The sequence below is a fragment of the Johnsonella ignava ATCC 51276 genome (assembly GCF_000235445.1).
GTDB classification, from domain to species: domain Bacteria; phylum Bacillota; class Clostridia; order Lachnospirales; family Lachnospiraceae; genus Johnsonella; species Johnsonella ignava.
Genome location: NZ_JH378834.1, coordinates 26,182 through 52,875 on the forward strand (window position 1 = coordinate 26,182; position 26,694 = coordinate 52,875).

Annotated in this window: 20 protein-coding genes and 2 pseudogenes; 6 read left to right on the forward strand and 16 right to left on the reverse strand. The window is 36.3% G+C overall.

All coding sequences use genetic code 11. From position 1 onward, the window contains the following. Positions 1-68 precede the first annotated feature (68 nt). From HMPREF9333_RS08300 to HMPREF9333_RS08360, 13 genes and pseudogenes are all read right to left on the reverse strand, one after another. On the reverse strand, positions 69-836 hold the full coding sequence (locus HMPREF9333_RS08300; protein ID WP_002586626.1) for a class I SAM-dependent methyltransferase: 768 nt from the start codon (positions 834-836) through the stop codon (positions 69-71). A gap of 50 nt (positions 837-886) precedes the next feature. Further along, on the reverse strand, positions 887-2,806 hold the full coding sequence (gene tet(W) / locus HMPREF9333_RS08305; protein WP_002586627.1) for a tetracycline resistance ribosomal protection protein Tet(W): 1,920 nt from the start codon (positions 2,804-2,806) through the stop codon (positions 887-889). 652 nt (positions 2,807-3,458) lie between these two features. Then, positions 3,459-3,587, reverse strand: a pseudogene (locus HMPREF9333_RS12635) (Maff2 family mobile element protein); the annotation flags it as partial. 3 nt (positions 3,588-3,590) lie between these two features. Further along, positions 3,591-3,902: a single-strand DNA-binding protein gene (locus HMPREF9333_RS08315; protein ID WP_005541371.1), complete on the reverse strand. Its 312-nt coding sequence runs from the start codon at positions 3,900-3,902 to the stop codon at positions 3,591-3,593. A gap of 535 nt (positions 3,903-4,437) precedes the next feature. Beyond that, the gene (locus HMPREF9333_RS08320) at positions 4,438-4,806 is read right to left on the reverse strand and encodes an EXLDI protein (protein WP_003042548.1); all 369 of its coding nucleotides are present in this window, start codon (positions 4,804-4,806) and stop codon (positions 4,438-4,440) included. Positions 4,807-4,886: 80 nt separating this feature from the next. Further along, positions 4,887-6,668, reverse strand: a complete 1,782-nt coding sequence (locus HMPREF9333_RS08325; RefSeq protein WP_005541372.1) for a VirD4-like conjugal transfer protein, CD1115 family — start codon at positions 6,666-6,668, stop codon at positions 4,887-4,889. Further along, on the reverse strand, positions 6,665-7,150 hold the full coding sequence (locus HMPREF9333_RS08330; protein WP_005541374.1) for a PcfB family protein: 486 nt from the start codon (positions 7,148-7,150) through the stop codon (positions 6,665-6,667). The genes HMPREF9333_RS08325 and HMPREF9333_RS08330 overlap by 4 nt, the downstream gene beginning before the upstream one ends. Further along, on the reverse strand, positions 7,147-7,998 hold the full coding sequence (locus tag HMPREF9333_RS08335) for an ATP-binding protein (RefSeq protein ID WP_005541377.1): 852 nt from the start codon (positions 7,996-7,998) through the stop codon (positions 7,147-7,149). Before HMPREF9333_RS08335 ends, HMPREF9333_RS08330 begins: the two co-directional genes overlap by 4 nt. Further along, positions 7,995-8,774: a replication initiator protein A gene (locus HMPREF9333_RS08340; RefSeq protein WP_005541378.1), complete on the reverse strand. Its 780-nt coding sequence runs from the start codon at positions 8,772-8,774 to the stop codon at positions 7,995-7,997. The genes HMPREF9333_RS08335 and HMPREF9333_RS08340 overlap by 4 nt, the downstream gene beginning before the upstream one ends. A gap of 87 nt (positions 8,775-8,861) precedes the next feature. Continuing rightward, the gene (locus tag HMPREF9333_RS08345) at positions 8,862-9,143 is read right to left on the reverse strand and encodes a CD1845 family protein (protein WP_005541379.1); all 282 of its coding nucleotides are present in this window, start codon (positions 9,141-9,143) and stop codon (positions 8,862-8,864) included. A gap of 18 nt (positions 9,144-9,161) precedes the next feature. Continuing rightward, positions 9,162-11,033, reverse strand: a complete 1,872-nt coding sequence (gene rlmD, locus HMPREF9333_RS08350; protein ID WP_005541380.1) for a 23S rRNA (uracil(1939)-C(5))-methyltransferase RlmD — start codon at positions 11,031-11,033, stop codon at positions 9,162-9,164. After that, positions 11,030-11,974, reverse strand: coding sequence for a 3'-5' exoribonuclease YhaM family protein (locus tag HMPREF9333_RS08355; RefSeq protein WP_005541381.1), 945 nt, complete (start codon positions 11,972-11,974; stop codon positions 11,030-11,032). The genes rlmD and HMPREF9333_RS08355 overlap by 4 nt, the downstream gene beginning before the upstream one ends. Beyond that, positions 11,974-13,362 carry a S1C family serine protease gene (locus HMPREF9333_RS08360; protein ID WP_005541382.1) on the reverse strand — a complete coding sequence of 463 codons (1,389 nt, stop codon included), beginning with the start codon at positions 13,360-13,362 and terminating at the stop codon, positions 11,974-11,976. The genes HMPREF9333_RS08355 and HMPREF9333_RS08360 overlap by 1 nt, the downstream gene beginning before the upstream one ends. Before the next feature lie 314 nt (positions 13,363-13,676). On the opposite strand from HMPREF9333_RS08360, the gene HMPREF9333_RS08365 reads away from it, so the two are divergent. The 6 genes and pseudogenes from HMPREF9333_RS08365 (at position 13,677) to HMPREF9333_RS08390 (ending at position 22,380) form a co-directional block, all read left to right on the forward strand. Then, complete coding sequence (locus HMPREF9333_RS08365; protein ID WP_040882719.1) at positions 13,677-16,205, forward strand: endonuclease MutS2; 2,529 nt, start codon at positions 13,677-13,679, stop codon at positions 16,203-16,205. Between the two features lie 173 nt (positions 16,206-16,378). After that, positions 16,379-17,083 carry a response regulator transcription factor gene (locus HMPREF9333_RS08370; protein WP_005541384.1) on the forward strand — a complete coding sequence of 235 codons (705 nt, stop codon included), beginning with the start codon at positions 16,379-16,381 and terminating at the stop codon, positions 17,081-17,083. 104 nt (positions 17,084-17,187) lie between these two features. Continuing rightward, positions 17,188-18,601, forward strand: a pseudogene (locus HMPREF9333_RS08375) (HAMP domain-containing sensor histidine kinase). Between the two features lie 176 nt (positions 18,602-18,777). Then, the gene (locus tag HMPREF9333_RS13510; RefSeq protein ID WP_005541387.1) at positions 18,778-19,503 is read left to right on the forward strand and encodes a hypothetical protein; all 726 of its coding nucleotides are present in this window, start codon (positions 18,778-18,780) and stop codon (positions 19,501-19,503) included. Between the two features lie 265 nt (positions 19,504-19,768). Next, the gene (locus HMPREF9333_RS08385) at positions 19,769-20,779 is read left to right on the forward strand and encodes an N-acetylmuramoyl-L-alanine amidase family protein (protein WP_005541388.1); all 1,011 of its coding nucleotides are present in this window, start codon (positions 19,769-19,771) and stop codon (positions 20,777-20,779) included. 533 nt (positions 20,780-21,312) lie between these two features. Further along, entirely contained in the window at positions 21,313-22,380 is a 1,068-nt protein-coding gene (locus HMPREF9333_RS08390; protein WP_005541389.1) for an undecaprenyldiphospho-muramoylpentapeptide beta-N-acetylglucosaminyltransferase, read from the forward strand. A gap of 75 nt (positions 22,381-22,455) precedes the next feature. Here HMPREF9333_RS08390 and HMPREF9333_RS08395 read toward each other — a convergent pair whose 3' ends face one another. From HMPREF9333_RS08395 to HMPREF9333_RS08405, 3 genes are read right to left on the reverse strand one after another with little or no spacing between them, the layout of a single operon-like run. Next, complete coding sequence (locus HMPREF9333_RS08395) at positions 22,456-24,198, reverse strand: ABC transporter ATP-binding protein (protein WP_005541390.1); 1,743 nt, start codon at positions 24,196-24,198, stop codon at positions 22,456-22,458. Further along, a complete protein-coding gene (locus HMPREF9333_RS08400; RefSeq protein WP_005541391.1) occupies positions 24,188-25,903 on the reverse strand; it encodes an ABC transporter ATP-binding protein/permease in 1,716 nt (571 codons plus the stop codon). Before HMPREF9333_RS08400 ends, HMPREF9333_RS08395 begins: the two co-directional genes overlap by 11 nt. A gap of 16 nt (positions 25,904-25,919) precedes the next feature. Then, positions 25,920-26,690, reverse strand: coding sequence for an ABC transporter ATP-binding protein (locus tag HMPREF9333_RS08405; protein WP_005541392.1), 771 nt, complete (start codon positions 26,688-26,690; stop codon positions 25,920-25,922). Between the last annotated feature and the right edge of the window lie 4 nt (positions 26,691-26,694).

Sequence of the window (26,694 nt, forward strand, 5' to 3'; positions counted from 1 at the left end):
ATATGCGCCGTTCATCTTGACCGTTGACTGGCTCGGCTGGGTTTGCTATTTACCCGACAAACTTGAATTTATTTTAAGCTATCACGTTTTACCTTCTTAAGCCTTACTATCATTACCATAGGAATTTCTTTGTTGGTTTTAAAACATTCTTCATAAAATCCATCAATGACAAATCCAGCTCTAAAACAAAGGTTAAAAATATCTTGTATGGAACGATGATAATAAATCTGCTCTTTCGGTTGCCCTTCAATCGCTATATCATAGTAACTGTGCGGTGTCATATATTTTTCAGTCAACGTGACAAAACAAGGGTGTTGCGTTGCAAAGACAAAAATTCCGCTTTCCTGCAACAGTTCATAAACAGCCATAAGAAGTGGTTCAATATCCGTAATATCCATAATTGCCATATTAGAAACTGCTTTCGTAAAGGCTCGATTTCTTTTTAATTCTAATATACTTTTTCTATCGGTCGCATCCGCCACACAAAATTCAATTTGTTTTGCATATTGTGATTGCCGTCTTTTAGCCAATTCTATCATTTTTTTGCTGTAATCAAAAGCGACAACCGAAGCGCCTCTTTGTGCAAGATACGAAGAATAATTTCCATTGCCACACGCAATATCCAAAATGTAATCCGCAGGATTAGGAGATAGAAGTTCCGTTACTTTGGGACGCACTACCTCTCTGTGAAATTCATTAGATTCGTCACCCATTGCATTATCCCAAAATTGTGCGTTCTCCTCCCAGATTTTTTTACTTTCCTCTGTTCCCATGTTCTCTCCCACTCCCCAAATTTGCTTTTTTGCTTCCATTAAATCTTCCTTACTATATTCCATTGTTACCCTCCATAACTTCTGATTGTTGCCGTCTTGACGATTATGTATCTTTACATTACCTTCTGAAACATATGGCGCACCTTGTCCAGGCGGCTGTTTGGACGGCGGGGCTGGATGACCGGCTGACCGACAGCGGCCTGATATCCTTTCAGCTCTGTAAGGCATACGCTCCGCCCGTTGGTGTAAAAGGCCAGATCAGTACGGTATGCCTGTATACAGCGGGCGGGAATCTCGCCAGTAAAGACAACTTCATCCTTTTTTACCTGGGCCGTTTCGATGGTGGCACAGTATTTCGGTGCATCATGATAAGCCCTGGAAAGGTATTCCTGGGGCGCATAGAGGATGAAGGAGAGATAAGGTTCCAGCAGCTGCGTCCCCGATTCCTTCAATGCCTGTTCCAATACAATCGGGGCCAATGAGCGGAAGTCCGCCGGCGTGCTGACCGGACTGTAATAAAGCCCGTATTCAAAGCAAATCTTACAGTCCGTTACGTTCCAGCCGAACAAGCCCTGCTCCAGCCCGTAACGGATACCATCCCTGACAGCGTTTTGAAAACTCTGGTTCAAGTATCCCAGCGAAACCCGGCTCTCGTATTGTACACCGGAGCCAAGCGAGAGTGGTGTAACAGACAGTCCTATGGATGCCCAAAACGGGTTGGGCGGCACCTCGATATGGATGGTGTGGCTGGCTGCTTTGAGCGGCCGCTCCATATAAATGACGGAGGGTTCCTTTACCACTGTTTCAAGCTTGTATTTTTCCGACAGCAAAGCGGAAACAACCTCCAACTGCACCCGGCCCAAAAAAGAAAGAATGATCTCATGGGTGATGGAATCCACTTCGCAACGCAAAAGCGGGTCAGTATCCGCAAGTTGCGTAAGAGCGTCCAGCAGCCGTTCTCTTTGCGCTGCCGTTTTCGGCGCAATCGTCGTCCGCAGCATGGGGAGGGGGTCCTCGCGCCACCTTTTACGAGGGAGCCGGGTTTGGTCCCCTAATACATCGTTTAACCTCACGCTGTCGCTGGGAAGGATAACAATTTCACCCTGATAAGCGGTGTCTGTCCGAACAATTTCCCCTTTGGATGGAATACGCATCTCTGTGATTTTCAGCTTTTCTCTCCCGGCCAGGGCCACCGTATCCCGCAGGCGCAGCGTTCCGCTGTATAACCGTAGATAGACACGCCGCTGGCCGCAATCGGTGTACTCAACCTTGAAAACGCTGCCGCATAGGGCGGCGCCCCCCTGTTCCCCAATCGGTTGGAACAGCCCTGTCACCGCATCCATCAACGGTTGAATGCCAAGGCCATTTTTGGCGCTGCCATGATAGACTGGGAACAGGGAGGCGTCTTGAACCCGCTGCTGTTCCTCCCGCGCAAGTTTTTCCCGGCTGATTGGTTCTCCTGCGATATACTTTTCCAATAATTCATCGTTATTTTCGATGACCGCATCCCATGCTTCTATGTCGGTATTTTCCTCCAGGACTATTTCCGGGGACAGCGACACCGTCTGCTTGATGATAATATCGGCGGAGAGCTTATCCCGAACAGACTGAACCACGCTCTGCAAATCAACGCCAGCCTGGTCGATCTTGTTGATAAAGATAACGGTGGGAATGTTCATTTTCCGCAGGGCATGGAACAGAATACGGGTCTGGGCCTGCACGCCATCTTTAGCGGAGATCACCAAGATGGCCCCATCTAAAACAGCCAAAGAGCGGTACACCTCCGCCAAAAAATCCATGTGGCCGGGCGTATCCACAATGTTAACTTTACATCTGTGCCACTGGAAGGAAGTGACTGCCGCTTGAATGGTAATCCCACGCTGCCGCTCCAAAAACATGGTGTCCGTCCTCGTTGTCCCTTTTTCGACGCTCCCCGGTTCTGAAATGGCTCCGCTGGCATATAGCAGGCTCTCCGTCAAGGTCGTCTTTCCAGCGTCTACATGGGCAAGAATTCCAATATTGATTATTTTCATGTGATTGTCCTCCCTTTACAGCCCCAAAGGGCATAAAAATCCCCAGCAGTAAAATACTTTTACCACTGGGGATTATAAGTTGCGGACATACACATATACAGCATACACCTGTTTGTGATTGCTGTTTTTGGGGATATGTCAAAATTGATAAGGCAAAAGTATTCTTAAATTGGGTACAAAAAACTAAGCCCCTACAAAAGGAGCTATCATAATCCTTTGTTCCCACTATTTGATTATAGTTTTATTTAAGAATACCTTGCCGCATATTTTTTACTCCTTTTCTGGATTAAATCATTGTATCACATCAGTTTTAGGAAAGCAAGTACCTAAAAGAAATTTTTCTTCCCCTTATATGTAACAATCATACCGGCTTCCTAGCGTTCAGAATGTTTTCTGCTGTCTGCTGTGGTGTTTGGTTGGAATTGTCCAACCAAAAGCCGATCCGTGGTGTTGTCTGCATTTTACTAAATACAAATTCAATGTATACAGAAAGATATAAGGAGTGGGAGGGATTCCGCCGTAGTTGGCATTGTAGGAAAATCCAAAAGTTTAGATTTTCCCACAATGCTTATCTTTTGGTCTTTGGTTCGGAATAGTGTAGTGCTGGCGGTCTATCTCTTGTTTTCGGTTGCTTGCTTCCTTACCGTACATGAGCATTAGCACCGGGATTGTCATTACCATATCCTTCCATCAAGTTGATAACGCCCCATGCTCCAAGTCCTGCACCTACTGCCATAACCAAAATCTTTAATACATTAACTGCCTGTGTAAAAAATGCCATAAGTTATTCCTCCTCGTTTTCTTCTTTCTTTTCAATCTTGTTATATGACTTCACTACAAAGTTTTTGTAAGTCTTTCCCTCTTTTTCACGCTTCTTAAAGTAACCAAAGATGTGGATTAAATCACCTTTTTCAAAGTCCTTTGCTTTCTCAGCTTTTTCTCCATAGGCTGCACAGTTGATGTACTCCTTTCCCTTTCCGTACTTTTTTACAAGCGTAAAATTTGCAACTTCTACCGTTTCTCCGTCTTTTTCAAAGTTTGAGAAAGTAGGTTCCGCCACTAAGTTGGCGTTGATGTTAATCATTTCTTGTTTCATCTTTTTAAATTTCTCCTTTTCAATTCAATAAAAAAAGCGACCAGAAGTATTACTTTTCCAATCGCTGATACTCTTACTATTTAGTTTTTTCTTAGTGGGACTTCTGATCCTTATCATCTTATCTCCTTTATTGTCTTTAACATATTTAAGGGAATTAGCATTTTGTCGTGTATATATTAGTGAAAGGTACTTGAAAAACTAGTCCGCTAATTAGCGAGTTTCCCCTATTTATTGATCGCAATATAAATTGAAAATAGGTATGAAAAAAGACGATAGATTTTTTTCTTTTCTATCGTCTTACGCATTTAGTATTCAATTTTTCAGTTCAATAAACTAGGATTTATATTTTACTTACAAAATAGTATGAAAAACTATACGAATAAGTAGAATTAAAATTGCACCTACTACTCATACAGCAATTACTTTTTGAAAATTTCTTTTTTCTTGTTTAGCCGTATAATTATACCATTTCATAAACGGATACCTCCAAAATTCCAAATTTACTTAATCTAATAAATAGGGAGTTCAAGATGTACTAAATATCCAGTACTTCTACTATTTCTCCATTTTTTTCTTTAAACATAATTTTTTTGACCACTTCTTCTCCTAAATATTTTGTAAACTTAGTCAATTCTGTTGATACTTCAAATACTATATTATGTTTTATATCACTTAATTCAAAACTCGAATCATATCTTGTTTTATCTGACCAATAGTTCCAATTTATATCTGTCCTTTCATAATAAACATAGTTTCCCTTTGGAGTTACAAATACTCTTTTATTTATTAACTTCTTTTCATCTTCGGATTTAAATATTTCAGAATACAGCTTCATCCCTTTAAATACTTTGTAATTGCTAATTTTATCATTTGAAATATTTAATTTAATTTCTTCATACTTCATAGAAAACCTCCACAAATTCAAATTTATCTAGCTTTATTATATCAAATATACCCTCGACCATATAGTTATAACAGTAAATCTTACAATCTTGTAATTACCGTATTTCTATTAAGCTTAACCTTGCCTTTTCTCTTTATATATTCTTCAATATCAAACACATTCTTCTTGTCATAATCTTCTAAGAACTTATAGTTCTTATGCTTTGTGATGTCGAATTTATCTGAAAGAAAAGGTCTTACACCTCTAAGCTGAAAAATACATTTACTACCGTCCATTACAGTAATCTCATCTTGGCTCATCAGTTCCTTACCTGTCTTTTGATAATTTAAACCAAAGCTCTTTTGATTTGACCTTGTTTCCGATGTGTTATATAAATCTATCGTTTCTTTTCCCAGTGTTTCAGACAATTCTTTTAGTGTCGTTTTCTCCTTGCCACCAAGAAACAAGGTACTATCACAGTTACCTACGATTGTATCGGCATTATCCTTATAGATTGCCTTTAACTGAGATTGTGCTTGAAGTATGATACTTGCTGATATTTCTCTGGAACGGATTGTTGCTATAAGTTTCTCAAACTTTGGAATTAAGCCGATGTTTGCAAATTCATCAAGCAAGCATCTCACATGGACAGGTAATCGTCCGCCATATACATCATCTGCCTTATCACATAAGAGATTAAAAAGTTGTGAGTACATAATGGAAACTACAAAGTTAAAAGTATCGTCTGTATCAGAGATGATAACAAATAGTGCTGACTTTCTATCTCCGAGGGTATCAAGCTCAAGTTCATCTTCTTTCATCAAGTCCCTAAGTTCCCTAATATCAAAGGGAGCAAGTCTTGCACCACATGAAATAAGAATAGACTTTGCTGTTTTTCCGGCAGCCAATTTGTACTTTTTATATTGCTTCACTGCAAAGTGTGTAGGCTCTTTCTTTTCCAGTGCTTCAAAGAGTCTGTCTATCGGATTCATATAGGTTTCATCATCTTCTCTAACTTCTGAAGCGTCTATCATATCGAGAAGTGTTGCAAAGTTCTTTTCTTCTCTTGGAGCTTCATAGAAGATGTAGCCGATAAGGGCTGTATAGTAGAGCTTTTCAGCTTTGACCCAAAAATCTTCACCTGCTTTTTCGCCCTCTCCTTTCGTATTTGCTATGATTGTCTGCACCAATTTCAGAATGTCTTTCTCAGAACGGATATAGGCAAAGGGATTGTATTTCATGGACTTTTTGAAGTTAATGGTATTTAAGATTTTAATCTCATAGCCATTATTCTCAAGCATCTTGCCGCACTCAAGGACTATCGTTCCTTTCGGATCGGTTACGCAATAACTACTGTGCATTTGCATAAGGTTTGGTTTTACATAAAATCGGGTTTTTCCACTTCCTGAACCACCGATAACAAGCACATTTTTATTTCTCGCATACTTTGGATTAGCCGGTCTACCATTCATTGTTAATCGCTCAGTTTGTGTAAGCAAAATATTATTTTGAAACTTTTCATCCATATATGGCTCTATATCTTTTTTAGTTCCCCATCTTGCCGATCCATACTCTTTTCCCTGCCTAAACTTTTTAGCGTTTTTCCCTTTTGTATAGACAATGAATTTGATTAAAGCAGCCACTCCTATACCTATTAAAATATCCGCCGGATGAATACTCGGAAGAAAGCTCATTGTGTTAAGCTCCAATATCCCCTGAAATATTTTATCTATCACATCTCCTCCAACATAGCTTCTTACATGATTTGAAAAGATGTTTCCTAAATAGAAAAATGCAAGATAGGGAATATTCTGCTTTAGAAACTTTACCTTATCCTGCACCTTAAATAAGCCTTTGATGTCCTTTAATATCTTATCTATCATAGGCTCTGCTCCTTTTGTTTATTCTTGATTTTATCTTTGGAAACAGAGTTTTTAGCCATTTCCTTGAACTTTTCAATATTCTTATGAATAGATTCTTTTCTTTCCGTTTTCTTTTCCGATTCTGACAGGGCATGCTTAAAGGCTTTCTCCATAACCTTCATATCTTTAGCTTGAAAGAATACTGAATATTTCCCACTCTCCTTATCTTTCATGACTGAAAACTTTACGCCATACCGATTAAGTTCTTTTTTCAGTTCCTTAAGCTCTGCTTCTTCAACCGGAATTTCTTCAAGCTGTCCCTTTTTAACCATATCTTTTAGCTTTACTTCATTTCCGTTGCTATTTACAAGTTTTTCAAATCCTCCAAGCTTTTCTGCTTCTTTCATCAGTTTCTTTAATAAGTTCAGAATTAGCTTTCCTGTTACTTTAGCAGCTCTTACTTCCATATTCAGCGTTTTTCTTGCTATTTCTTCATTGATCAAGTTCTCTCACCTCCGTTCAGTAACCTCTCTTTATTACGAGCCAGCTTATCCTTTTGAATAGCCTTTCTAAAATCTTCTCCTACAACCATAACAGGAATACACATCTCTATAATTCGTGAATAAATCCTCTGATACTCCACACTTTCTGTACAATTTACAATTGTGTCGTAAGAAAGGTTTGTGGTGAAAATAGTCGGTTTCTGTTTTAAATACCTGTTATTCACAATGTTATATACCTGCTCTTTAGCATAGCTTGTATCTCTTTCAATTCCTAAATCATCCAAGATAAGAACAGACGTATTCACAAGCGATTCTATATATGCGTTCTTGTCAAAATCAAATCCTCCCTTTTGCAGTTCATTGATAATCTGTGAAAAATTTCTTATTTTAACGCTTATTCGATACTGTTCAATAAGGCTATTTGCAATGGAGCAGGCAAGATAGGTCTTTCCGCTACCTACTGAGCCATAAAAAAGGAGTCCGATGTTTTCTTTTTTCATTTCCTCATATTTTTTTACAAAGTTCTTTGCAATGATAAGGCTTTGATTTTCTTCTCCCTGATAATTTTCAAATGTGTATGACCACTGAATAATCGAGTTAAAGCAGCTACTCTTTAATCGTTCAATCTCCATCTGCTTTTGTCTTTCTTTTTCTTTTGCTTCTCTATTTCTATCGCATTTACAAGAAATCTTAAATATCATCTTGTTATCAAAGAACTCCATCACTTTTCCGTCTTTTCTTTCATGGCAGACTTTGCAATAGGCGTGTCCATCTTTGATATACTCTTTTTCAGGATCATAAGAGTACTCTACATCCTCTATCATTACTTTTTCCAATTCTTTCATCATAGGTGTTCTCCTTTATCATATTCTTCCCATGTCGGTATATTTGATGTTTTCACTTCTTTTCCTCTCCCCTGATCTTTATAGAACCAAGAAAGGATTGTTGCTTTATGGTCTTTATATGTCTTTCCGGTGCTTTTGATATATGCAGATAGCCTTTCAATGTAATTATCAAGCTGTGAGTTCATTATGATTTGTAAATCGGATATATCTTCAGCAGCTAAAAATACATTTTGAAATGTTCCAAGTCCGTTTACACCAAAACTATATTCTCTCTTACTATACTTACTCTTATTATTCTCTATATAGTTAGAGTCAAGATTTTGAACTTCCTGAAGTTCATTTTCTTTACTTCTGAGGTTAAAATCTTTTACTTCTGAAGTTAAGTTTTTTGACTTCTGAAAGTCATTTTCTTTTACCGCTAATATGCTCATAAAGTCTTTAACATATATGACATTCGGCTTACCAAGCCCAAGCCTTACTCTTTCAATCAGTCCGATTCCTTTTTTCATATCGAGTTCATCTAATGTTTTTATAGCTGTCGGCTTTGAGATATTTCTTCTTCTCATAATTTCTTCGACTGTGAAATAGATAAATACTCTGCCTTCCTTGTCCACCCAATTATTCTTAAAGGACATTCCTGTTCGTTTCAAAAGCATAGAATAAAGGATAATTGCTTCAGCAGACAGTCCCTTAAATTCTTCTCCGTCTACCAATATTTCAGGTACTTTTAGAAAGTTAAATCTTTCTGCTTCTCTGTTATAGAAATAGTCAAAGTCCATCGCTTCACCTCCTCCCCAAAAAATTGGCAAAGAAAAAGACGATAGTTTTTCTTCTATCGCCTTTGGTAACCATTTGTATGAATTTTTTTAGATTGATTTTATTGCTTCATTGATTCCCTGAAGGAATGCTATAACAGCTGCTCCGACCATCGGTATTCCATAAGGACTTAACAAAAATCCTAATACCAATGCCTCAATGCCAAGTGATATATCTTTTTGCATAAATGATCCTATTGCAGCAACTATACACATCAGCATTAAGAAATACAGAATAGTTGTTCCTATGCCAAGTATAAATGTCAGAAAGGCAGTAAGGATACTCAGCAGCAAGCTGATTGGAAATAAGATTATTTTTATTATCCATCTCATAAATACCCTCCATTTCTACTAAATCATTTTAAAATGCTTTAACGCATCCATAATAGCTTCCTCTTTTTCCAGTGTGCATTGTGGAATAGCCTGTTTCTCTTTTTTTGATTTATTATAATGCTCCCTCAGTACAATTCCACATTTCTTTTTAATCTGTGCAATATAGAGTGTCGAAACCTTTAAATCAAATTTTTCCAATATATATTCCTTGATTTGTGCATAAGTCGCTTTACTTTCAGCACTTGTCAAATCAAGCTCATCAAGCTTAATTTCAACATCTATATGTTTGTCGACATCAAGTTTGGACAATAACGCTACCGTCTCCACATGCCCGCTCCATGGAAACATGTCAACAGCCTGCACCTTCACCGGTTTATACCCTTTCCCTGCCAGATACTTTAAATCTCTTGCAAGAGTAGCACTGTCGCAACTTACATAAACTATCTTACGGGGAGATGCTGCCGCCGCTGCTTCAAGGCATTTTATATCACAGCCTTTCCTTGGTGGATCTACTACGACTATATCAGGAAAGTCAAGTATATTTTTTATATCTCTCATATCTCTTATATCTGTTATATTTACCGGGCTTTTATTATCTTTCCCGCATCTTTTATCTTTCTTATCATTTTTATCCATCTTATCATTTTTATCTATCTCACCGCCTTTATTTATCATCTCCATTTTCCATAATTCCAGTATATCCTCTGCATTCCCGGTGATAAAAAATGCATTGTTTATATTATTTATAAATGCATTGTTTCCAGCATCCTCAACCGCCTTTTGTACAGTTTCTATACCATATACCCTCCCTGCCTTTTGTGCAAGAAATAAAGATATGGTACCTATGCCGCAATAAAGGTCCCATACAGTTTCATCACCCTTAAGGTCTGCAAATTCAAGCACTTTATTATAAAGTATATTGGTCTGTACAGGATTTACCTGATAGAATGACTCAGCCGATATATTAAATCTGATATTGCCTATATAATCACTTATAAAATTTTTCCCGTATATATTCACAGTTTTTTGTCCCATTATAACATTGGTTTTACTGCGGTTTATATTTAACATAATACTTTCTACGCCTTTTATGGCACTTAAGGCAGTGCACAGCTGCTCTTTATACGGAAGCTTTTGTGTGTTTATAACTATGCATACCATTATTTCGCCGGTAGCAAACCCTTTTCTTATAAGAATATGCCTTATAACCCCATCACCGTTTTTCTCATTATATGGCTTTATATTACATCGCTTCATAAAAGACAGAACGGTATCTTTTATCTTGCAGTTTTCTTCTATACCTATAAGGCAGTCATCTACTTCAACTATGCTATGTGTACGTCCTGCATAAAAACCTGCTGCAATTTTTTGTCCTCTTTCACCTACCGGAATTACCGCTTTATTTCTATATCTCCAGGGATATTCCATACCAATTACAGGATAAAATATACATCTATTTTCAGATGCCATACAATCAGAATCCATAATATCTTTATTCGCAGTTTCATTTTCAGCGATACAGATAAAGTCTTCTCTTTTAAACCCGCCTATCCTTATAAGATTATTAAGAACCTTGTTTTCTTTATATTTGAGTTGAAAACTATACGACATTTCCTGCATAGTGCAGCCGCCGCATGGTCCTGATACCGGGCATCTCGGTTTTCTCCTCTCAGGTGAAGGAATTATAACTTTATCAAGCTTTGCATAACCGTAGTTTTTCATACATTTCATAACTACTGCCCTTATTCTGTCGCCTATCACAGTATCCTTTACAAACCAAGTAAAGGCATCGGTTTTTCCGATGCCTTCCGTATCATTACTTAAATCTATTATATCAAACTCAATTATATCCCCTTTTTTATAGATAGAATCATTTGTTTTTTTCATCATAATCCTGTCCTTTTTATATTGCTTTCAAACATTCTATTGTACCCAAGCCATAGCACATTTTCATCGGCAGATTCAAGAATTTCCTTCATAGTCTCAAGCTTTGCATCGGTATTATCTGCAAGATTAAGGGCAAGTGCTTCGATAATAGCAGGCTTTTTAGGTGAACCGTACTCAAGCTCTCCGTGATGCGAAAGTATACAATGCTTAAGCTCATTTAGGAGTTTTTCAGGAAAGCCTTCTATCTTCTGTGCTTTTTTTGAAATTATCTCACAGCCTATAATTATATGTCCAAGCAGCTGTCCCTCATCAGTGTAATCATTTTCCGGAAATGGCGAAAGTTCTTCAATTTTACCTATATCATGACATAAGGCTGCTGAAATCAAAAGATCACGGTTAAGTATAGGATAGCTTTTACAATAAAATTCACACAGCCTTACAACACTCAGGCTGTGTTCCATCAGTCCGCCCATAAAACTGTGGTGTACATTTTTTGCTGCTGATGAAGATTTAAATTTAGAGGCAAATGCTGTATCCTCTATAAATATAGCATTTAATAATCTGTTTAGGTGTATATTTTTTATTGAAGATACCTTTTCCTTAAGTTCATTATACATACTCTCAATACTGTATTTTGAAACCGGTATATAGTTTTCTATCATATATTCACCGGCATCGGCTTTTCTTACACGTCTTATATTAAGCTGAAGGCTGCTGTTGAACATATTTACATCAGCTTCAACCACAATATAATCCATAGCACTTATATCATTTATTCCCGGAGATTTTAAATCCCATATCTTCGCATCCACAGTACCGCTTTTATCCTGAAGTATAAGACTTGCATACTCCTTTCCTGCTTTTGTAAGCAGTATCTGACGGCTTTTACACAGATATATCTCAGATATTCTCATACCCTCTTTTAATGTTGACAAAAATTTCATCAATTTTCCTTTCTAAGCAGCCTCTCACCAACCTTAATATTAAATTTCAATTCCTTATATTCATCCTTTCCATTATTCCTCATTACTGTAATAACGGCATCAGAGCCTATCTGAAGCTGTCCCAGAATTTTCTGATAGGTATTTATATTTGAAATTTCCTGCTCATTTAATGCCTTTATTATATCCCCGGGTTGGATACCTGAATCATATACAGGACTTCCGGGGGTTACGGCTCCTACATATATACCTTCAGGCATACCCGTATCCTTCATTTTTTTGCTTACATTAACGGCTTCTATACCTATATACTGTACAGGATTACCATTTACCATCTTTTCTATAAGTTCCTTATAATCAGATATGGCATATGCTGTCGAGATATTATCGCTGTTAAGATCTTTATATTTATCCGTAACCCATGCTATTACCTCGGCATCGAGATTTATCAGAAAGCTTCCTGCCTGGGCATCAGTTTTTAAATCACTGTAAAAAAGCCTTGCATTACCGTCAGTTACACTTATATCCTTTGCTATATGCGATATATAACCATAGCTTGTAGAACGTGATATCCCAAGCGGACTTCCTATAGCCATAACTACATTTCCCCTTGCAGTAAGATATGAATTGCCTAAAGTTGCCGGCTCTATTGTTTCAAGTACCTTACTGTCAATATCTTCAACAGGTACATATATAACTGCAAGTCCGCTGATTTTATCAACTGCTCTAAGTCTTGCATTATTCTCACCCGCATCATTAAATGACACTTTGATTAAATCCGCCTCTCCCAGAGCTTCTGCAGGACAGAGTATACCTATTTCAGTCTGTGTCTTTGTAAACACTATTCCTGAATAATGCCCTTCCTTTTCTACCGGGTTATTAAACCAATCCCTTGTATTTTTAACGGAATCAACCGCTACAAGAGAATTGTCAAGTTTTCTGCATACCTCATCAAGTCTTGAATAAATCCTTTTAACATCATCTGAAGTATATTCATGACTGGCAAACGCTGATTCAACAAGCTCCTCTACCGGTTTTCCCTCTTTTGAAACTTCAGTTTCTTTTACAGATCCGCTTTCCGGCAAAGTGTCAAGTGCTGAAGAGTCAGATGCGACATCATTTTCTGAAGTACTGTTATTTTCAGGATCATCTTTCGGTATGCTTATACTTTGATATTGTCTTGAGTCTTTTTGTTTAAAATGATTCCGTACAATTGGTTCTGAAAATACAAATGTTGCCGCAGCTATAAGTCCAAATACCACAGCGCTGCATGCAATCAGCGCAAAATGCCTTAAAACATTCCCTTTTCCTTTTTTACCACCCCTATTTACTATGTTTTCATGTATAAATTCTTTTTTTCTGTCTTTTTTTGTATTATTACTTTCAGACATACTGAAACCTCGATCTCTTATATGTAAGTTTTTATGCTTAAAACAAAGTCCTTTTATTATATAATATATACAAATAGCACTGTCGTGGTAAACAAGTACCTTGGACTCAACCGATGTTTATTATACTATATACTCTATAAAGTTAAAAGAGTCTTTCATTTTCCATTTTACAGTAATGTGCATTTACCAGACACTTGTGGTATAATTTCTTAAAATTAACAGCAACTGATAAGACTTTAGTACTAAAGACTTTAAATACATATATCAGTTAGCAGCAGATAAAAATATACATCACAATAGATATGGATAATAAAATGGATAATAAGACTATACAGGCACTTGAATATAATAAAATACTTGAACTTTTAAAAAAATATGCAACCTGTGAGCCGGGAAAAACCTTATGCGAAAAGCTTAAACCCTCATCTGATTTTAGAGAGGTTGTAAAATCACAGAAAGAAACATATGCCGCACTGGATCGTATACGCATAAAAGGCAGTTTAAATTTTGGTAATGTAAGATACTTTGGTGAAAGCTTTAAAAGACTTGCACTGGGTTCTCCTTTAAATATTCCTGAGCTTATGCATATAAGGCTTTTTCTTGAAAATACCTCTCGAGCATATAATTACGGTAAGCACAATGATAATCATCCGGCTGGCTGTCATGACAAAAATGCATACGATACTATAAAAGATACCTATGTAACTATCTCTAAAACAAAAGAGAAAAAAACAAATAAAAGTAATAACTATAACAGCGATACAGCTGATAAAGGATATTATAAAACTAATAATACCGATAATACAGATGATATTGAAGAATTTGATGCTATTGATATATACTTTTCTTCACTCAAACCGCTGACTCAGATTAAAAATGAAATTGCAAGATGCATTTTATCTGAAACGGAAATTTCCGATAATGCTTCACCCAGACTTTTTGAGCTTGTAAAACAGCACAAAAATGTACAGTCAAAAATGCATACGGTACTTCAGAGTCTGCTTGAATCACATAAAGAATATCTTATGGATTCAATTATAACAATGAAAGACGGTGCATACTGTCTGCCTATAAGAGCGGATTTTAAAAATAAAGTAAGCGGAATAGTTCATGACCATTCCGCTTCAGGTTCTACTATATTTATAGAACCTATGGCAGTTATACGCTTTAATAATGAACTGCGTGAAATTGAAATTGAAAAACAACAGGAAATTGATAATATACTTGAAGATTTAAGCAGTCTTATAAGACCTTATATTGATGATATTAATGAAAATATCAAAAATATGGCACATCTTGATTTCGTATATGCCAAGGCACATCTTTCAGATGCCATGTCAGCGTCAATGCCTGTATTCAACGACAGATTTTACATAAACATAAAAGAAGGCAGACACCCTTTAATCCCTGATAATATTGTGGTTCCGATCAACATATCAATAGGTGATGATTACAGCCTTCTAGTAATTACAGGTCCGAATACCGGCGGAAAAACCGTTTCACTTAAAACTGTCGGACTTTTTACTCTTATGGGGCAATCAGGGCTTCATATACCTGCTTTTGAGGGAAGTTCTCTGCCGGTTTTTAAAAATGTATATGCCGATATAGGTGATGAACAAAGCATTGAACAAAGCCTTTCCACATTTTCAGGGCATATGAAAAATATAGTTGATATAATTAAAAAAGCCGATCGCAGCTCACTTTGTTTATTTGATGAGCTTGGAGCGGGTACAGACCCGGCAGAGGGAGCGGCACTTGCTATAGCACTACTTTCACACCTTCATAAAAAAGGTGCAACAGTACTTGCAACAAGCCATTACAGCGAACTTAAGATATTTGCATTAAATACACCCGGGATAGAAAATGCATGCTGTGAATTTAATGTTGAAACATTAAGACCTACATACAGGATAATTATAGGTATACCCGGAAAATCAAATGCTTTTGCAATCTCAAGAAAGCTTGGACTTCCTGAATATATAATTGATGAAGCCAAGAAAAATATAGAAGATGAAAATATGTCATTTGAAGAAATTCTTACTAAAATTGAACATGACAGATTTGTAATAGAAAATGAAAAAAAAGAAATTAATAATTATAAAGCGGAGATTGAAAAACTTAAGCAAACCTATGAAAAAAAGAATTCACGCATTCAGGAAATCCGTGAAAATATACTTGAAAAAGCAAGGCTTGAAGCGGAAAACATACTAAGCCTTGCTAAAGAAACCGCTGATACCACTATAAATAATATAAATAAACTGACTTCGGCTAAGGGCATAGGCTCCGAACTTGAAAAAGAGAGAGAAAAATTAAGAGAATCATTAAAAAAACTTGAAAAAAAACCTGCACTTAAAATCAGTAAAAAAAATTCAGCAAAAAAGCCGAAACATCTAAGATGCGGAGACAGTGTATATGTGCACAGCATGAATCTGAAAGGTACTGTAAGCAGCCTGCCTAATGATAAAGGAAAACTGTATGTGCAGATGGGTATACTTCGTTCACAGGTAAGTCTTGATGATATAGAACTGATTGATGATACACCAGCAGATAATGTAAAGGTATATGCAGGCAGTAAAGGAGCTTCTCTCATGAAAGCCAGCCATATCTCGCCTGAAATCAATGTAATAGGCATGAATGTAGACGAGGCGTGCTCTGCCCTTGACAAATATCTTGATGATGCACTACTATCACATCTTAAATATGTGCGTATAATCCACGGCAGAGGTACAGGTGCACTCCAAAAGGGCATACATGCATATTTAAAAAAACAGCCTTATATAAAATCATACCATCTTGCCGAATACGATGACGGCGGCAATGCGGTAACAATAGTAAATTTTTAATTTAACTGCGATTTCCACCCTATATTATTTATAGATATTTATTATATTATACAAGTGTAATAAGTATAAAAATTCGATGCAAGCTTGCTTGTAAGAGAATTTATTATCTTTTGCCACCTACATCATTATATATTGATTTATATTACAAATTTATACTATACGAGGTTTAAACTATGAATGAAAGACATAAGGTTCTGGTAGTTGATGACGACCAAAATATATCAGAACTTATAACCATTTATCTTAATAATAATGAGCTTTATGAGACTAGAACGGCAGCTGACGGAGAGTCCGCCATAAAGACATTTTATGAATTCAAACCTGATATTGTAGTGCTTGACCTTATGCTTCCGGGTATGGACGGCTATCAGGTATGTCGTGAGATACGCTCAAAATCATCGGTTCCTATAATAATGGTATCAGCAAAAGCGGAGATTTTTGACAGAGTTTTAGGGCTTGAGCTGGGTGCTGACGACTATATGACAAAACCGTTTGATACAAAAGAACTTGTAGCAAGGATTAAAGCGGTTATGAGGCGTTACCGGGACAAAACGGCACTTAAAGAACCCGTAAAATCGGAAAATTATGTTGAATATCCTGATTTAAAAATCAGCCTTGTAAATTATTCGGTAATTTACAAGGAAGCTGTCGTAGATATGCCTCCTAAGGAAATTGAACTTTTATATTTCCTTGCATCACATCCTAATCAGGTTTTTACAAGAGAGCAGCTTCTTGAACATATATGGGGATATGAATATGCCGGAGATACCCGTACAGTTGATGTACATATAAAAAGGCTCCGCAGCAAAATACATGATCACGGCTCATGGTCTCTGGGAACCGTATGGGGTATAGGTTATAAATTTGAAACAAAATAATTATTTTTTATATTTCAGGAAAAAAAACAAATAAAGACTTCCATTTGCTCTATAAATTTAAAAAAATAATTATTTTATATTTAAAGGATATACTGTAACAAATTATGAAAATACCACTATATATTAAATTCCTGATGGCATACATAATATTCGGAGCTGCCGGTTTTATAACCATAGCTACCCTTTCATCAGGTCTTACCTATAACTACCTTATCCGTGCAAAAAGCAGCACACTTAAAGACGAAGCCGGACTTATAGCAACTACCTACTCATCAGTATATTCAGGTCAGGATATAGAACTTGAAGATGCATACCCCCAGATTCAAATGGCAGCATCATTTCTTCATTCACAGATTTGGGTAATAGGCAGAGACGGCACTATAATAGTTGACACTGAAAATAAATTCAAAAAAAAATGTAATCAAAGATTTTGATCCTACACTTGTAGACGGCAGTACATTTTATACCATAGGAAACTACTTCAACACTTTTGATTATAATGTGCTGAGTGTATCCGCACCGATTAACGGCAATTACAAAATATACGGCTATGTTGTAATCCACATGCCTATATCAACAGTAATCTCTGATCAGAATGAAATACTTAATATAGTGTATATAACCTCACTTATAGTTTTTATACTTTCAACACTCATACTTATAGTATTTCATAAGATAGTTTATGCACCTCTGAAAAAAATTACTGAAGCTGCAAAACAATACGCTTCAGGTAATCTCAACTATAAAGTTCAGATTGATACAAATGACGAGATGGGCTATCTTGCCGATACCCTTAATTTTATGTCGGATGAGATGGGTAAAGTTGAGGACTATCAGCGTAATTTTATAACCAATATATCTCATGATTTCCGCTCCCCTCTTACATCAATAAAAGGCTATCTTGAGGCGATACTTGACGGCACTATATCCGTAAATATACAGGATAAATACATAAAGCGAGTCATTGATGAGGCTGACAGACTTACAAAGCTTACAGGCAGCATACTTACATTAAATGATATTGATGCAAAGGGAATGCTTATACGAAGCAACTTTGATATAAATCGTGTCATTAAAAATACCGCTGCCAGCTTTGAAGTTCAATGTGATGAAAAAGATATCATCTTAGAGCTGATTTTTTCTGATGAAACCGCCATGGTCTATGCCGATCTGGGAAAAATACAGCAGGTGCTCTATAATCTGATTGATAATGCAGTTAAATTCTCACATAATAATTCAAAAATATATATAAGCACCTATCCTAAAAAGGAAAAAATTTTTATATCTGTAAATGATTCCGGTATAGGCATTGATAAAAAAGAAGTTGTAAAAATATTTGAAAGATTTTATAAATCCGATTCTTCACGTGGAAAGGATAAAAAAGGTACAGGACTTGGGCTTTCCATAGTAAAAGATATAATACAGGCACATGGTGAAAATATAGATACAATCAGTACAAAAGATGTCGGCACTGAGTTTATCTTTTCACTTCCGGCTGCTGCAAAACCTCAGGAATGATATGTAATATTTTTGTAAACACTTCTTAAGCTAAACGACTAGGCGGGTTTTATTGACAAATGTTATTATAAGGCTTATTATTTAAGTAGTCCAGACATTATGTCATATATCTGTAATTACATGATAATTGGACAACTGCACAAAAAATCAATTTAATTAAAGGAGGATTTGGGGAATTGAGCAGATTTAAGAAATCAGCTGTATTTTTCATGCTTTTTGCACTTGTTTTAGGTTTATGCAAATTCACAGTTTATGCTGAGGAAAAGGACTATGTAATTACTTCCGCATACTGGGATGAAAGCCTTGACAATGTTATAGCAATGTGGGATGAAGCAGCTGATAAAACATCCTACCGTATACAGCTTTATAAAGGTAATAAAAAGATAGGTGCGCTCCACACTGTAAGTTCAGATAAGTATAATTTTTCAAGACAGATTGCGGATAATGGTTCCGGAACATATTATTTTACTATCTACCCCACAAAAGGAGGCAGAAACTTAATGGTAAAATCAGAATCTCTGCTTGTAGAATCGGACTACCTGAATAAGTTAAAAGAAAAATATAAAAACGGCGGCGGTAATACTGACAATACCCGTTCAGGACCCGGTGTACAGCCTATCTCTCCTGAAACCACTTTTAATCCGGCTCTGGGAAACAGAGGATGGAATCAAACAGGTACACAGCAGTGGTGGTGGAAATTTGATGACGGTAACTATGCAAAAGGCACATGGCTTTTGCTTAATGACAAGTGGTATTATTTTAATGCCGACGGTCTCATGCATACAGGATGGCTTAAATACAAGGAATTATGGTATTATTTAAGTCAGAACGGTGATATGCTTACAAATGCTTCCACTCCCGACGGCTTCAATGTAAATGCTGATGGGGTATGGGTGCCCTAAAAAAGAAACAAAAAAAACGGCTTTTGATAAGCTTATTGCTTATTCAAAGCCGTTTTTTTGAAATAAATTAATAATATAATTTATACTTACAATCTTCAAGATTTTATTAAGACGGTGTTTTTTTTTGTAAAAAATCTGTAATGCCTTAGCACCTAGATTTTTTTTTTATTGTATATTAGAATATGCACATAGATACAACTGATAAATCAAGTGTAACTAAAATACAAAAATAATTAAAATATTATATAAGGAGATTACTTAAACTATGAAAAACTTAGGATTTTTACAGAAAACAGCTGCACTTGGCCTTTCGGCGTTTTTACTTGCAGCTTTCGCATTCCCTACGTATGCAGGTTCAAACAAAACTAATATAGACCACATTACATTATCATTTGACACAGGCAATATTGAAATAGGGTCAAGTGAAAAACGTATTGAGGTAACTTCAGGAAATGACAATGCCTATACTGTTTCAAATGAACAGGCAGCTGCTACCAATATGGACGGTGAAAGATGGAAAAGCGGTATTACACCGAAATTCAATATTACAATAAAAGCTGAAGAGGGCTTTAAATTTGACACAAATGCACTTAAAAACAGCAATTACTATACACTTAACGGCGGTAATGTAAGCTTTGTAAGGGCAAGAGGAGGCTCAAATTCAATCACTCTTACAGTAAAGATGCCTAAACTTAAGGGTAATGCTGAAAATCTCGGAGTTGATGACCTCAACTGGGACGAATACAGCGGAAAAGCAAGCTGGTCTCCTGCAGATACGGCTGAAAAATATACTGTAAAACTTTATCGTGGTTCTTCTTTAGTAACACAGGTTGAAACCTCAGCTACAAGCTACAATTTCTCTTCAGAGATAGGAAATCGTGGAAAAGGAAATTATACATTTAAAGTAAGAGCTTCAGCGTGGGGTGCTCATGGTGAATGGAATGTTTCCGATGATCTGTATGTAGGCGATGACGAGCTTCCAAGATTCGGCGGAGGCGGCGGAAATCCCGGCGGAAATTCTTCAGGAAGAGGAGCATGGCTTAAAGATAATAATGGATGGTGGTACAGCCGTTCAGACAGGTCATGGCCAAAATCACAGTGGGAATTCATAAATAATAAATGGTATTACTTCAACGGAAGCGGATACATGGTAACCGGATGGGTTCAGACTAAGGGAAAATGGTACTACTGTGATAGATCAAGCGGTGCAATGCTTACAAATACAACAACTCCTGACGGATACAGAGTTGACGGAAACGGTGCATGGATACAGTAATGTAATCACTGCTTATAAATTATATTAAAAAGGACTGTAAAATAAGTCATTAATTAAGGATCACTGAATCTAACAAATGTAAGATTTGGTGGTCCTTTCATTTTTTAATATCAAATGGAATTTTTCTAAATTTCTAATTAATCGTGAAGGCAATGTCATCTCACGCTTTGAGCCCACTGTCGATATGAAGAAAGTCAGAGAGGAAGTTGTAGCAGTCCTTTAATACAAGCACATAGTTATAGTGAAAATCAATAATTTATAACACTTAGTCCTTTTTTTGTCATTTTACTAACCTTGATTAGGAAGTAAACTGCCAATAAACATTATAGTTATTACCATAAAAATAAAGAATGTAATTTTACCTCCGACTTCAAATTTATCTCATTAAATATTTAATAAAATAAGACTGTTTTAAAGACATTTTTATACCACCAAATCCCATACGTTACCGTCAAGTAAACGTTAATTTCAACAGTCTTGATTTTATATTTAGTATTTGTTATAGTTTTATACATAGATACGGAGGATTATATATGACAAAAAAAATCATACTTACAGGTGGCGGAACAGCAGGGCATGTAACACCTAATATTGCACTCCTTCCAATGCTTACAGCACATAGATACGATATACTCTATATAGGCTCATACAACGGTATAGAAAAAAAACTTATTACCGCTGAAAATATTACATACAAAGGAATATCCTCAGGCAAACTCAGACGTTATTTTGATTTGAAGAATTTTACCGATCCGTTTCGTGTAATAAAGGGATACTTTGAAGCCTGCAGTATAATTAGAGATTTTAAACCCGACATAGTGTTTTCAAAAGGAGGTTTTGTGTCAGTTCCTGTTGTTGCAGCTGCACGCAGACATAAAATACCTGTTATAATACATGAATCAGATATAAGCCCGGGACTTGCCAACAAAATATGTATGCGTTTTGCCGATAAAATATGCTGCAGTTTCCCTGAAACGCTTGACTACCTTCCTAAGCATAAGGCTGTTTTTACAGGTTCACCTATACGGAGCGACCTTACCTCAGGCAGTCGTAGTAATGCATTAAGGATAACTCAGTTTGACAATATAAAACCGGTATTGCTTATCATAGGCGGAAGCCTGGGTTCGGTAAAGATAAATACCGCTGTAAGATCTGAATTGGATGATCTTATTAAACTGTATAATATAATACATATATGTGGCAAAGGCAATATTGACAATGACCTTTTAAAAATCTGCGGCTATATACAGTACGAATATGCAGGAGCTGAATTGAAGGATCTTTTTGCACTTGCTGATATAGTTATAAGCCGTGCAGGTGCAAATACAATATGCGAGCTGCTTGCACTTAAAAAACCGAATATACTCATACCTCTTTCTGCAGCCGCAAGCCGGGGGGATCAGATATTGAATGCAGCTTCATATGAAAAGCGTGGATTTTCATATGTACTCAGTGAAGATGCACTTAGCGGCAAAAGCCTCAAAGCCGCCGTATCTGAGGTATACAACAACAGAAAGAATTATATAAATAATATGCTTAATGCCCCTGCTGTAAACGGAAGTGAAAATATTATAAAGCTTATCCTTGAATTATCTCTGTGAGCCGCTCAGTATTAAAGTAAAAAAGCCTTCCTGATTATAATTGCATTCGGAAGGCTTTTGCCGCTTTACCATTACTTATGAAGCCCGCCCTTCTTCCTTTCCAAGCACTTTTTTTATAAATAAATCACAATTCTTACTCAGATTGTCAAAACTGTCAAAAGCGATAAAATTTCCATTATCTATAAACAACACTTTGTCAGCAGCCCTGACAGAAGATATCCTATGAGCTATTGATATAATGAATTTATTATTTGATAAATTTTTAATAGCCTTATTCAGATTAACTTCATTTTCGGAATCAAGACTTGACTGTGCCTCATCAAATATCATAATTGAGCTGTTTTTTAAGAGTGCTCTTGCAATAGATAAACGCTGTTTCTGCCCTTCGGATATTTTTAAAGCCCTCTCTCCTATTTCAGACTCATAGCCGTTTGGAAGCTGTATTATGAAATCGTGAGCCTGGGCGGCAGCGGCAACATTTCTTACTTCTTTATCAGAGGCTTCCGGCTGTCCCATTTTAATATTTTCAATGACCGTTCCCTTAAACAGATAGGTATCCTGAGTTACAACGGAAATGGCACCTCTCCATGACTCCAAAGTAAAACTCCTGATGTCTTTACCATTTATAAGAATTTTACCCTCGGTAGGATCCGCATACCTTTGCAGGAGATTCACTATGGTTGACTTTCCTGAGCCCGACTCGCCTGATAAGGCGATTATCTTTCCTGAGTGTATTTTAAAACTCATATTTTTTATCTGAAACTCTTTTGAGTTCGGATATTTAAAAGATACATTTTCAAACTCTATAGTATCTACAATTTCATTAAACTCTTCGGTTCCTGAATCACGGACGGTTATAGGCAGATTAAGCAGCTTAAGCACACGCTCAGAGGCTGCAAATACGCTTGAAAACTGTGTGGATATATTGACAAATTTAGCAAGAATGGCAAATATGCTTCCACCTGTAATAATAACTGCCAAAATCCATTGTTTTTCAAGACTGCCGCTTTTGTATAAATAATATGATATAAATAAAGTGGAAACCGTCATCATAGTACTTATAAAAATAGCATAAACAACTTCATAAGCCTTTCTTCCTGCATCCGCCTTTCTGCTTTTTTCATAATTCGCTATACTTGCATTTATTTTCCTTTTGTAACTCTCCCACATGTTAAAGCTGAGAATTTCACGCATGCCTTGAATTGCATCAAGAACTGCATTGGCAACTTTGCCATATCTCTCCCGGATAACTTTTCCCTGTTCCTTTGATTTTTTATTAAAAATCAGTGGAGAACATAGATATAAAACAATCCAAACAAATGCATTTAAAGCAAAAAACGGATGTAAGAAAGCAAAAACTCCAATCAGCACCGTACAAATAAATACTGAAACCACAAAAATATTTATCGTATGGGCATAAAACCATTCTATCAGATTCATATCACTCGAAGCTATCGAAACCATTTCCGAGCTCATCATCTGATTTGAAAATGACGGTATTGCCTGTTCAAGACGCTGATAAGTTTCATAACGCATTTTATAAAGCAGTCTGTACGCTATATCATGTTCGGTCCACATATTAAGGTAACCGAAAACACTGTGTATAAGTACGGATATAATTAGCATAGCCGCAATAAATCCATATTTTATATCTATACCGCTCAGTAACGCACCTGTCATATAGGACACAAGGAACATATTTACAAGAGGCAAAAGCTCATAAACAAGGCATATAATACAGTTTGCAAGCATATAAAGCCTCATTCCTTTTGAATGTTTAAGCAATTCAAAAATAATATTTATTCTTTTATTTTTCATTGCCATCCTCCTGACTTTTAACGAGATTATGGTAAGTTTGACAATTATTGTATAATTCCTCATGTGTACCGGAGGCAATAATCCGTCCGCCGTCAATCATATATATGATGTCGGCATTTTTGACCGTACTCAAACGGTGAGCTATGATAATTGCGGTCTTGCCTTTTTTTAACAACTCTATACTTTCCTGTATAAAACCTTGATTTTTCTCATCAAGACTTGAAGTAGCCTCATCAAAAATAAGTATTTCGGTATTTTTTAAAAAGCATCTTGCCGCTGCAAGCCTTTGTTTTTCTCCACCCGATAAAATACTTCCATTTTCTCCAAGTTCAGTATCTATGCCGTACGGAAGTTTAGCCAGAATATCTTCCAAATTTGCTTCCTTTATTGCCGCATTAATCTCCGTATCTGTAGCATCAGGCTTTGCAAAGAGAAGATTATCCTTAAGAGTGCCGTTAAACACATAAGGATTCTGCCATACCGCACTTATATTCTCACGCCATCTGGATACCGTATCTAATGTAAGCGGAAGATTTTTAAACCAGATTTCACCGGAAGTATACGGATACAATCCTGCAAGGAGAGAAACCAAAGTAGACTTACCCTCACCGGATTTACCTACAAAAGCATAAGTTTTGCCCGGTTTCAGATCTAAATCAATATTATTTAAAATTACATCATGGTTATTATAACTGAAAGAAAGCCGTCTTGTCGAAAGAGTATTTGTATCCGCAAAGTCAAAGTTTTCTTTCCATACGGGAATTTCTTCTTTAAGTATATTTTCAATTTCACTGGAGGCTGTAATACCGTTATAACCCACATGCCATGCTAACATAAGAGAATATACCGGGATAAAGCAATTCCTTATCATAAATAATACAAAGACTACGCTTCCTGCATTTATATGTCCCGAAGCAGAGAGATATACAGCATAAACTACCGAAAGTACAGACCCGATATTTGCAGACAGTTCAAATAGAAAATTCTCTATGGTAGTAATCTTCATATGATTCATAGTTTTTTTATGAATTTCCTTTGAAATTCTAAGCATTTCCTGTCTTCTGATTTTACAGGCTTTCAGATTTTTAAGGGTTTTCATACCCTGTATGTTATCCAGAAAATCAGAACCGAATTTATCATATTCTTTCCATACTTCAGTACCGCTGCCCCAGAGATATTTATAGGTAAATGCAGGAGTGATAAGCATTCCCAGTATACCGATTAATGCAGTTAGGCATACATTTAAATTAATGCTTCCTATATAGATGATACAGCCCATGGATACAAAGAGCACGGTTATCAGATTGGGAAGGTAGATCGAATAATAAGGGGCAAGTGCCTCTATACGATCTAAAAGCAGAGTACATAGTTTTCCGCTCCGTTCATCTGTAAGTTTAGCCAATCCAAGCCCATATATTCTATCCAACAAAGTATTTCTAATATCAAGTTTGATTGAGGCTTCAGAGCTTATACTCAGCATATTTGCAGGATACCGCAGTACCATCTGTAAAAATACGGCAAACAGAAAGCAGATAAAATAATACATGATTTTATCCGGTCGTTCAAAAATCGCATTTATTACCTTAGACAAATAAAAAGCCTGAAATACGGTAACTGCACCGATAAAGCAGCTTAACAGGCTGACAGATATAATGTGCTTTTTTAAATTTTTCGCTAATTTTAATAATGCACCGTTAATTAACACTTTCCGACCTCCTATATTAAACGGAGCTATATATAACTACACGCTTATTGCTGTTTGAAGTAGTTATTATTTCGCCGTCAACTCTGAATACATCTCTTAAAATCTCCTTACTCAATACCTCAACGGCTTCACCTTCAATTATATTTTTACCGTCATTTAAAACATAAATATAGTCACAGTATTCAAGGGCTATACTTAAATCATGAAAAACGGCAAGCACTGTTTTATTAAGCCTTTTTATAAGTTTCATAAGATTCCACTGATAATATACATCAAGGTGGTTTGTAGGCTCATCTAAAATAAAAATATCAGTTTCCTGGGCAAGTGATCTTGCCATAAGAACCCTTTGTTTTTCACCGCCTGACAATGTATTAAACAGACGGTCTTTATAGTCAAACATACCGACATACTTAAGAGAGCTAAGAGCAATATCCAAATCCTTACAGTTAGCAGTTTCATATATTTTTTTATGCGGAGAACGCCCCATAAGAACCATTTCCAGATTAGTATAATCAAATACGGAAGTGTTTTCCTGCCTCATAACTGTCATAAATTTTGAGCTTTGTCTTATGCTTGTTTTGGTTATATCAATTCCATTTACAAATATGACATTTGAATTTACAGGCAAGACTCTGTAAATATGCTTAAGCAGTGTTGTTTTACCGGATCCGTTAGGTCCTAGAATTCCTACAAATTGTCCGTCTTTAACTTTTATACTCACCGATTGCAGGATATTTTTATCATGTACCCTATAATTAAGATTATTTACTACAATTTTATCAGACATTTTA

Coding starts and splice junctions, on each gene's coding strand:
- HMPREF9333_RS08300 (WP_002586626.1), bottom strand. CDS start 836: ATGGAATATAGTAAGGAAGATTTAATGGAAGCAAAAAAGCAAATTTGG.
- HMPREF9333_RS08315 (WP_005541371.1), bottom strand. CDS start 3,902: ATGAAACAAGAAATGATTAACATCAACGCCAACTTAGTGGCGGAACCT.
- HMPREF9333_RS08320 (WP_003042548.1), bottom strand. CDS start 4,806: ATGAAGTATGAAGAAATTAAATTAAATATTTCAAATGATAAAATTAGC.
- HMPREF9333_RS08325 (WP_005541372.1), bottom strand. CDS start 6,668: ATGATAGATAAGATATTAAAGGACATCAAAGGCTTATTTAAGGTGCAG.
- HMPREF9333_RS08335 (WP_005541377.1), bottom strand. CDS start 7,998: ATGATGAAAGAATTGGAAAAAGTAATGATAGAGGATGTAGAGTACTCT.
- HMPREF9333_RS08340 (WP_005541378.1), bottom strand. CDS start 8,774: ATGGACTTTGACTATTTCTATAACAGAGAAGCAGAAAGATTTAACTTT.
- HMPREF9333_RS08345 (WP_005541379.1), bottom strand. CDS start 9,143: ATGAGATGGATAATAAAAATAATCTTATTTCCAATCAGCTTGCTGCTG.
- rlmD (WP_005541380.1), bottom strand. CDS start 11,033: ATGATGAAAAAAACAAATGATTCTATCTATAAAAAAGGGGATATAATT.
- HMPREF9333_RS08355 (WP_005541381.1), bottom strand. CDS start 11,974: ATGAAATTTTTGTCAACATTAAAAGAGGGTATGAGAATATCTGAGATA.
- HMPREF9333_RS08360 (WP_005541382.1), bottom strand. CDS start 13,362: ATGTCTGAAAGTAATAATACAAAAAAAGACAGAAAAAAAGAATTTATA.
- HMPREF9333_RS08365 (WP_040882719.1), top strand. CDS start 13,677: ATGGATAATAAGACTATACAGGCACTTGAATATAATAAAATACTTGAA.
- HMPREF9333_RS08370 (WP_005541384.1), top strand. CDS start 16,379: ATGAATGAAAGACATAAGGTTCTGGTAGTTGATGACGACCAAAATATA.
- HMPREF9333_RS08385 (WP_005541388.1), top strand. CDS start 19,769: ATGAAAAACTTAGGATTTTTACAGAAAACAGCTGCACTTGGCCTTTCG.
- HMPREF9333_RS08390 (WP_005541389.1), top strand. CDS start 21,313: ATGACAAAAAAAATCATACTTACAGGTGGCGGAACAGCAGGGCATGTA.
- HMPREF9333_RS08395 (WP_005541390.1), bottom strand. CDS start 24,198: ATGAAAAATAAAAGAATAAATATTATTTTTGAATTGCTTAAACATTCA.
- HMPREF9333_RS08405 (WP_005541392.1), bottom strand. CDS start 26,690: ATGTCTGATAAAATTGTAGTAAATAATCTTAATTATAGGGTACATGAT.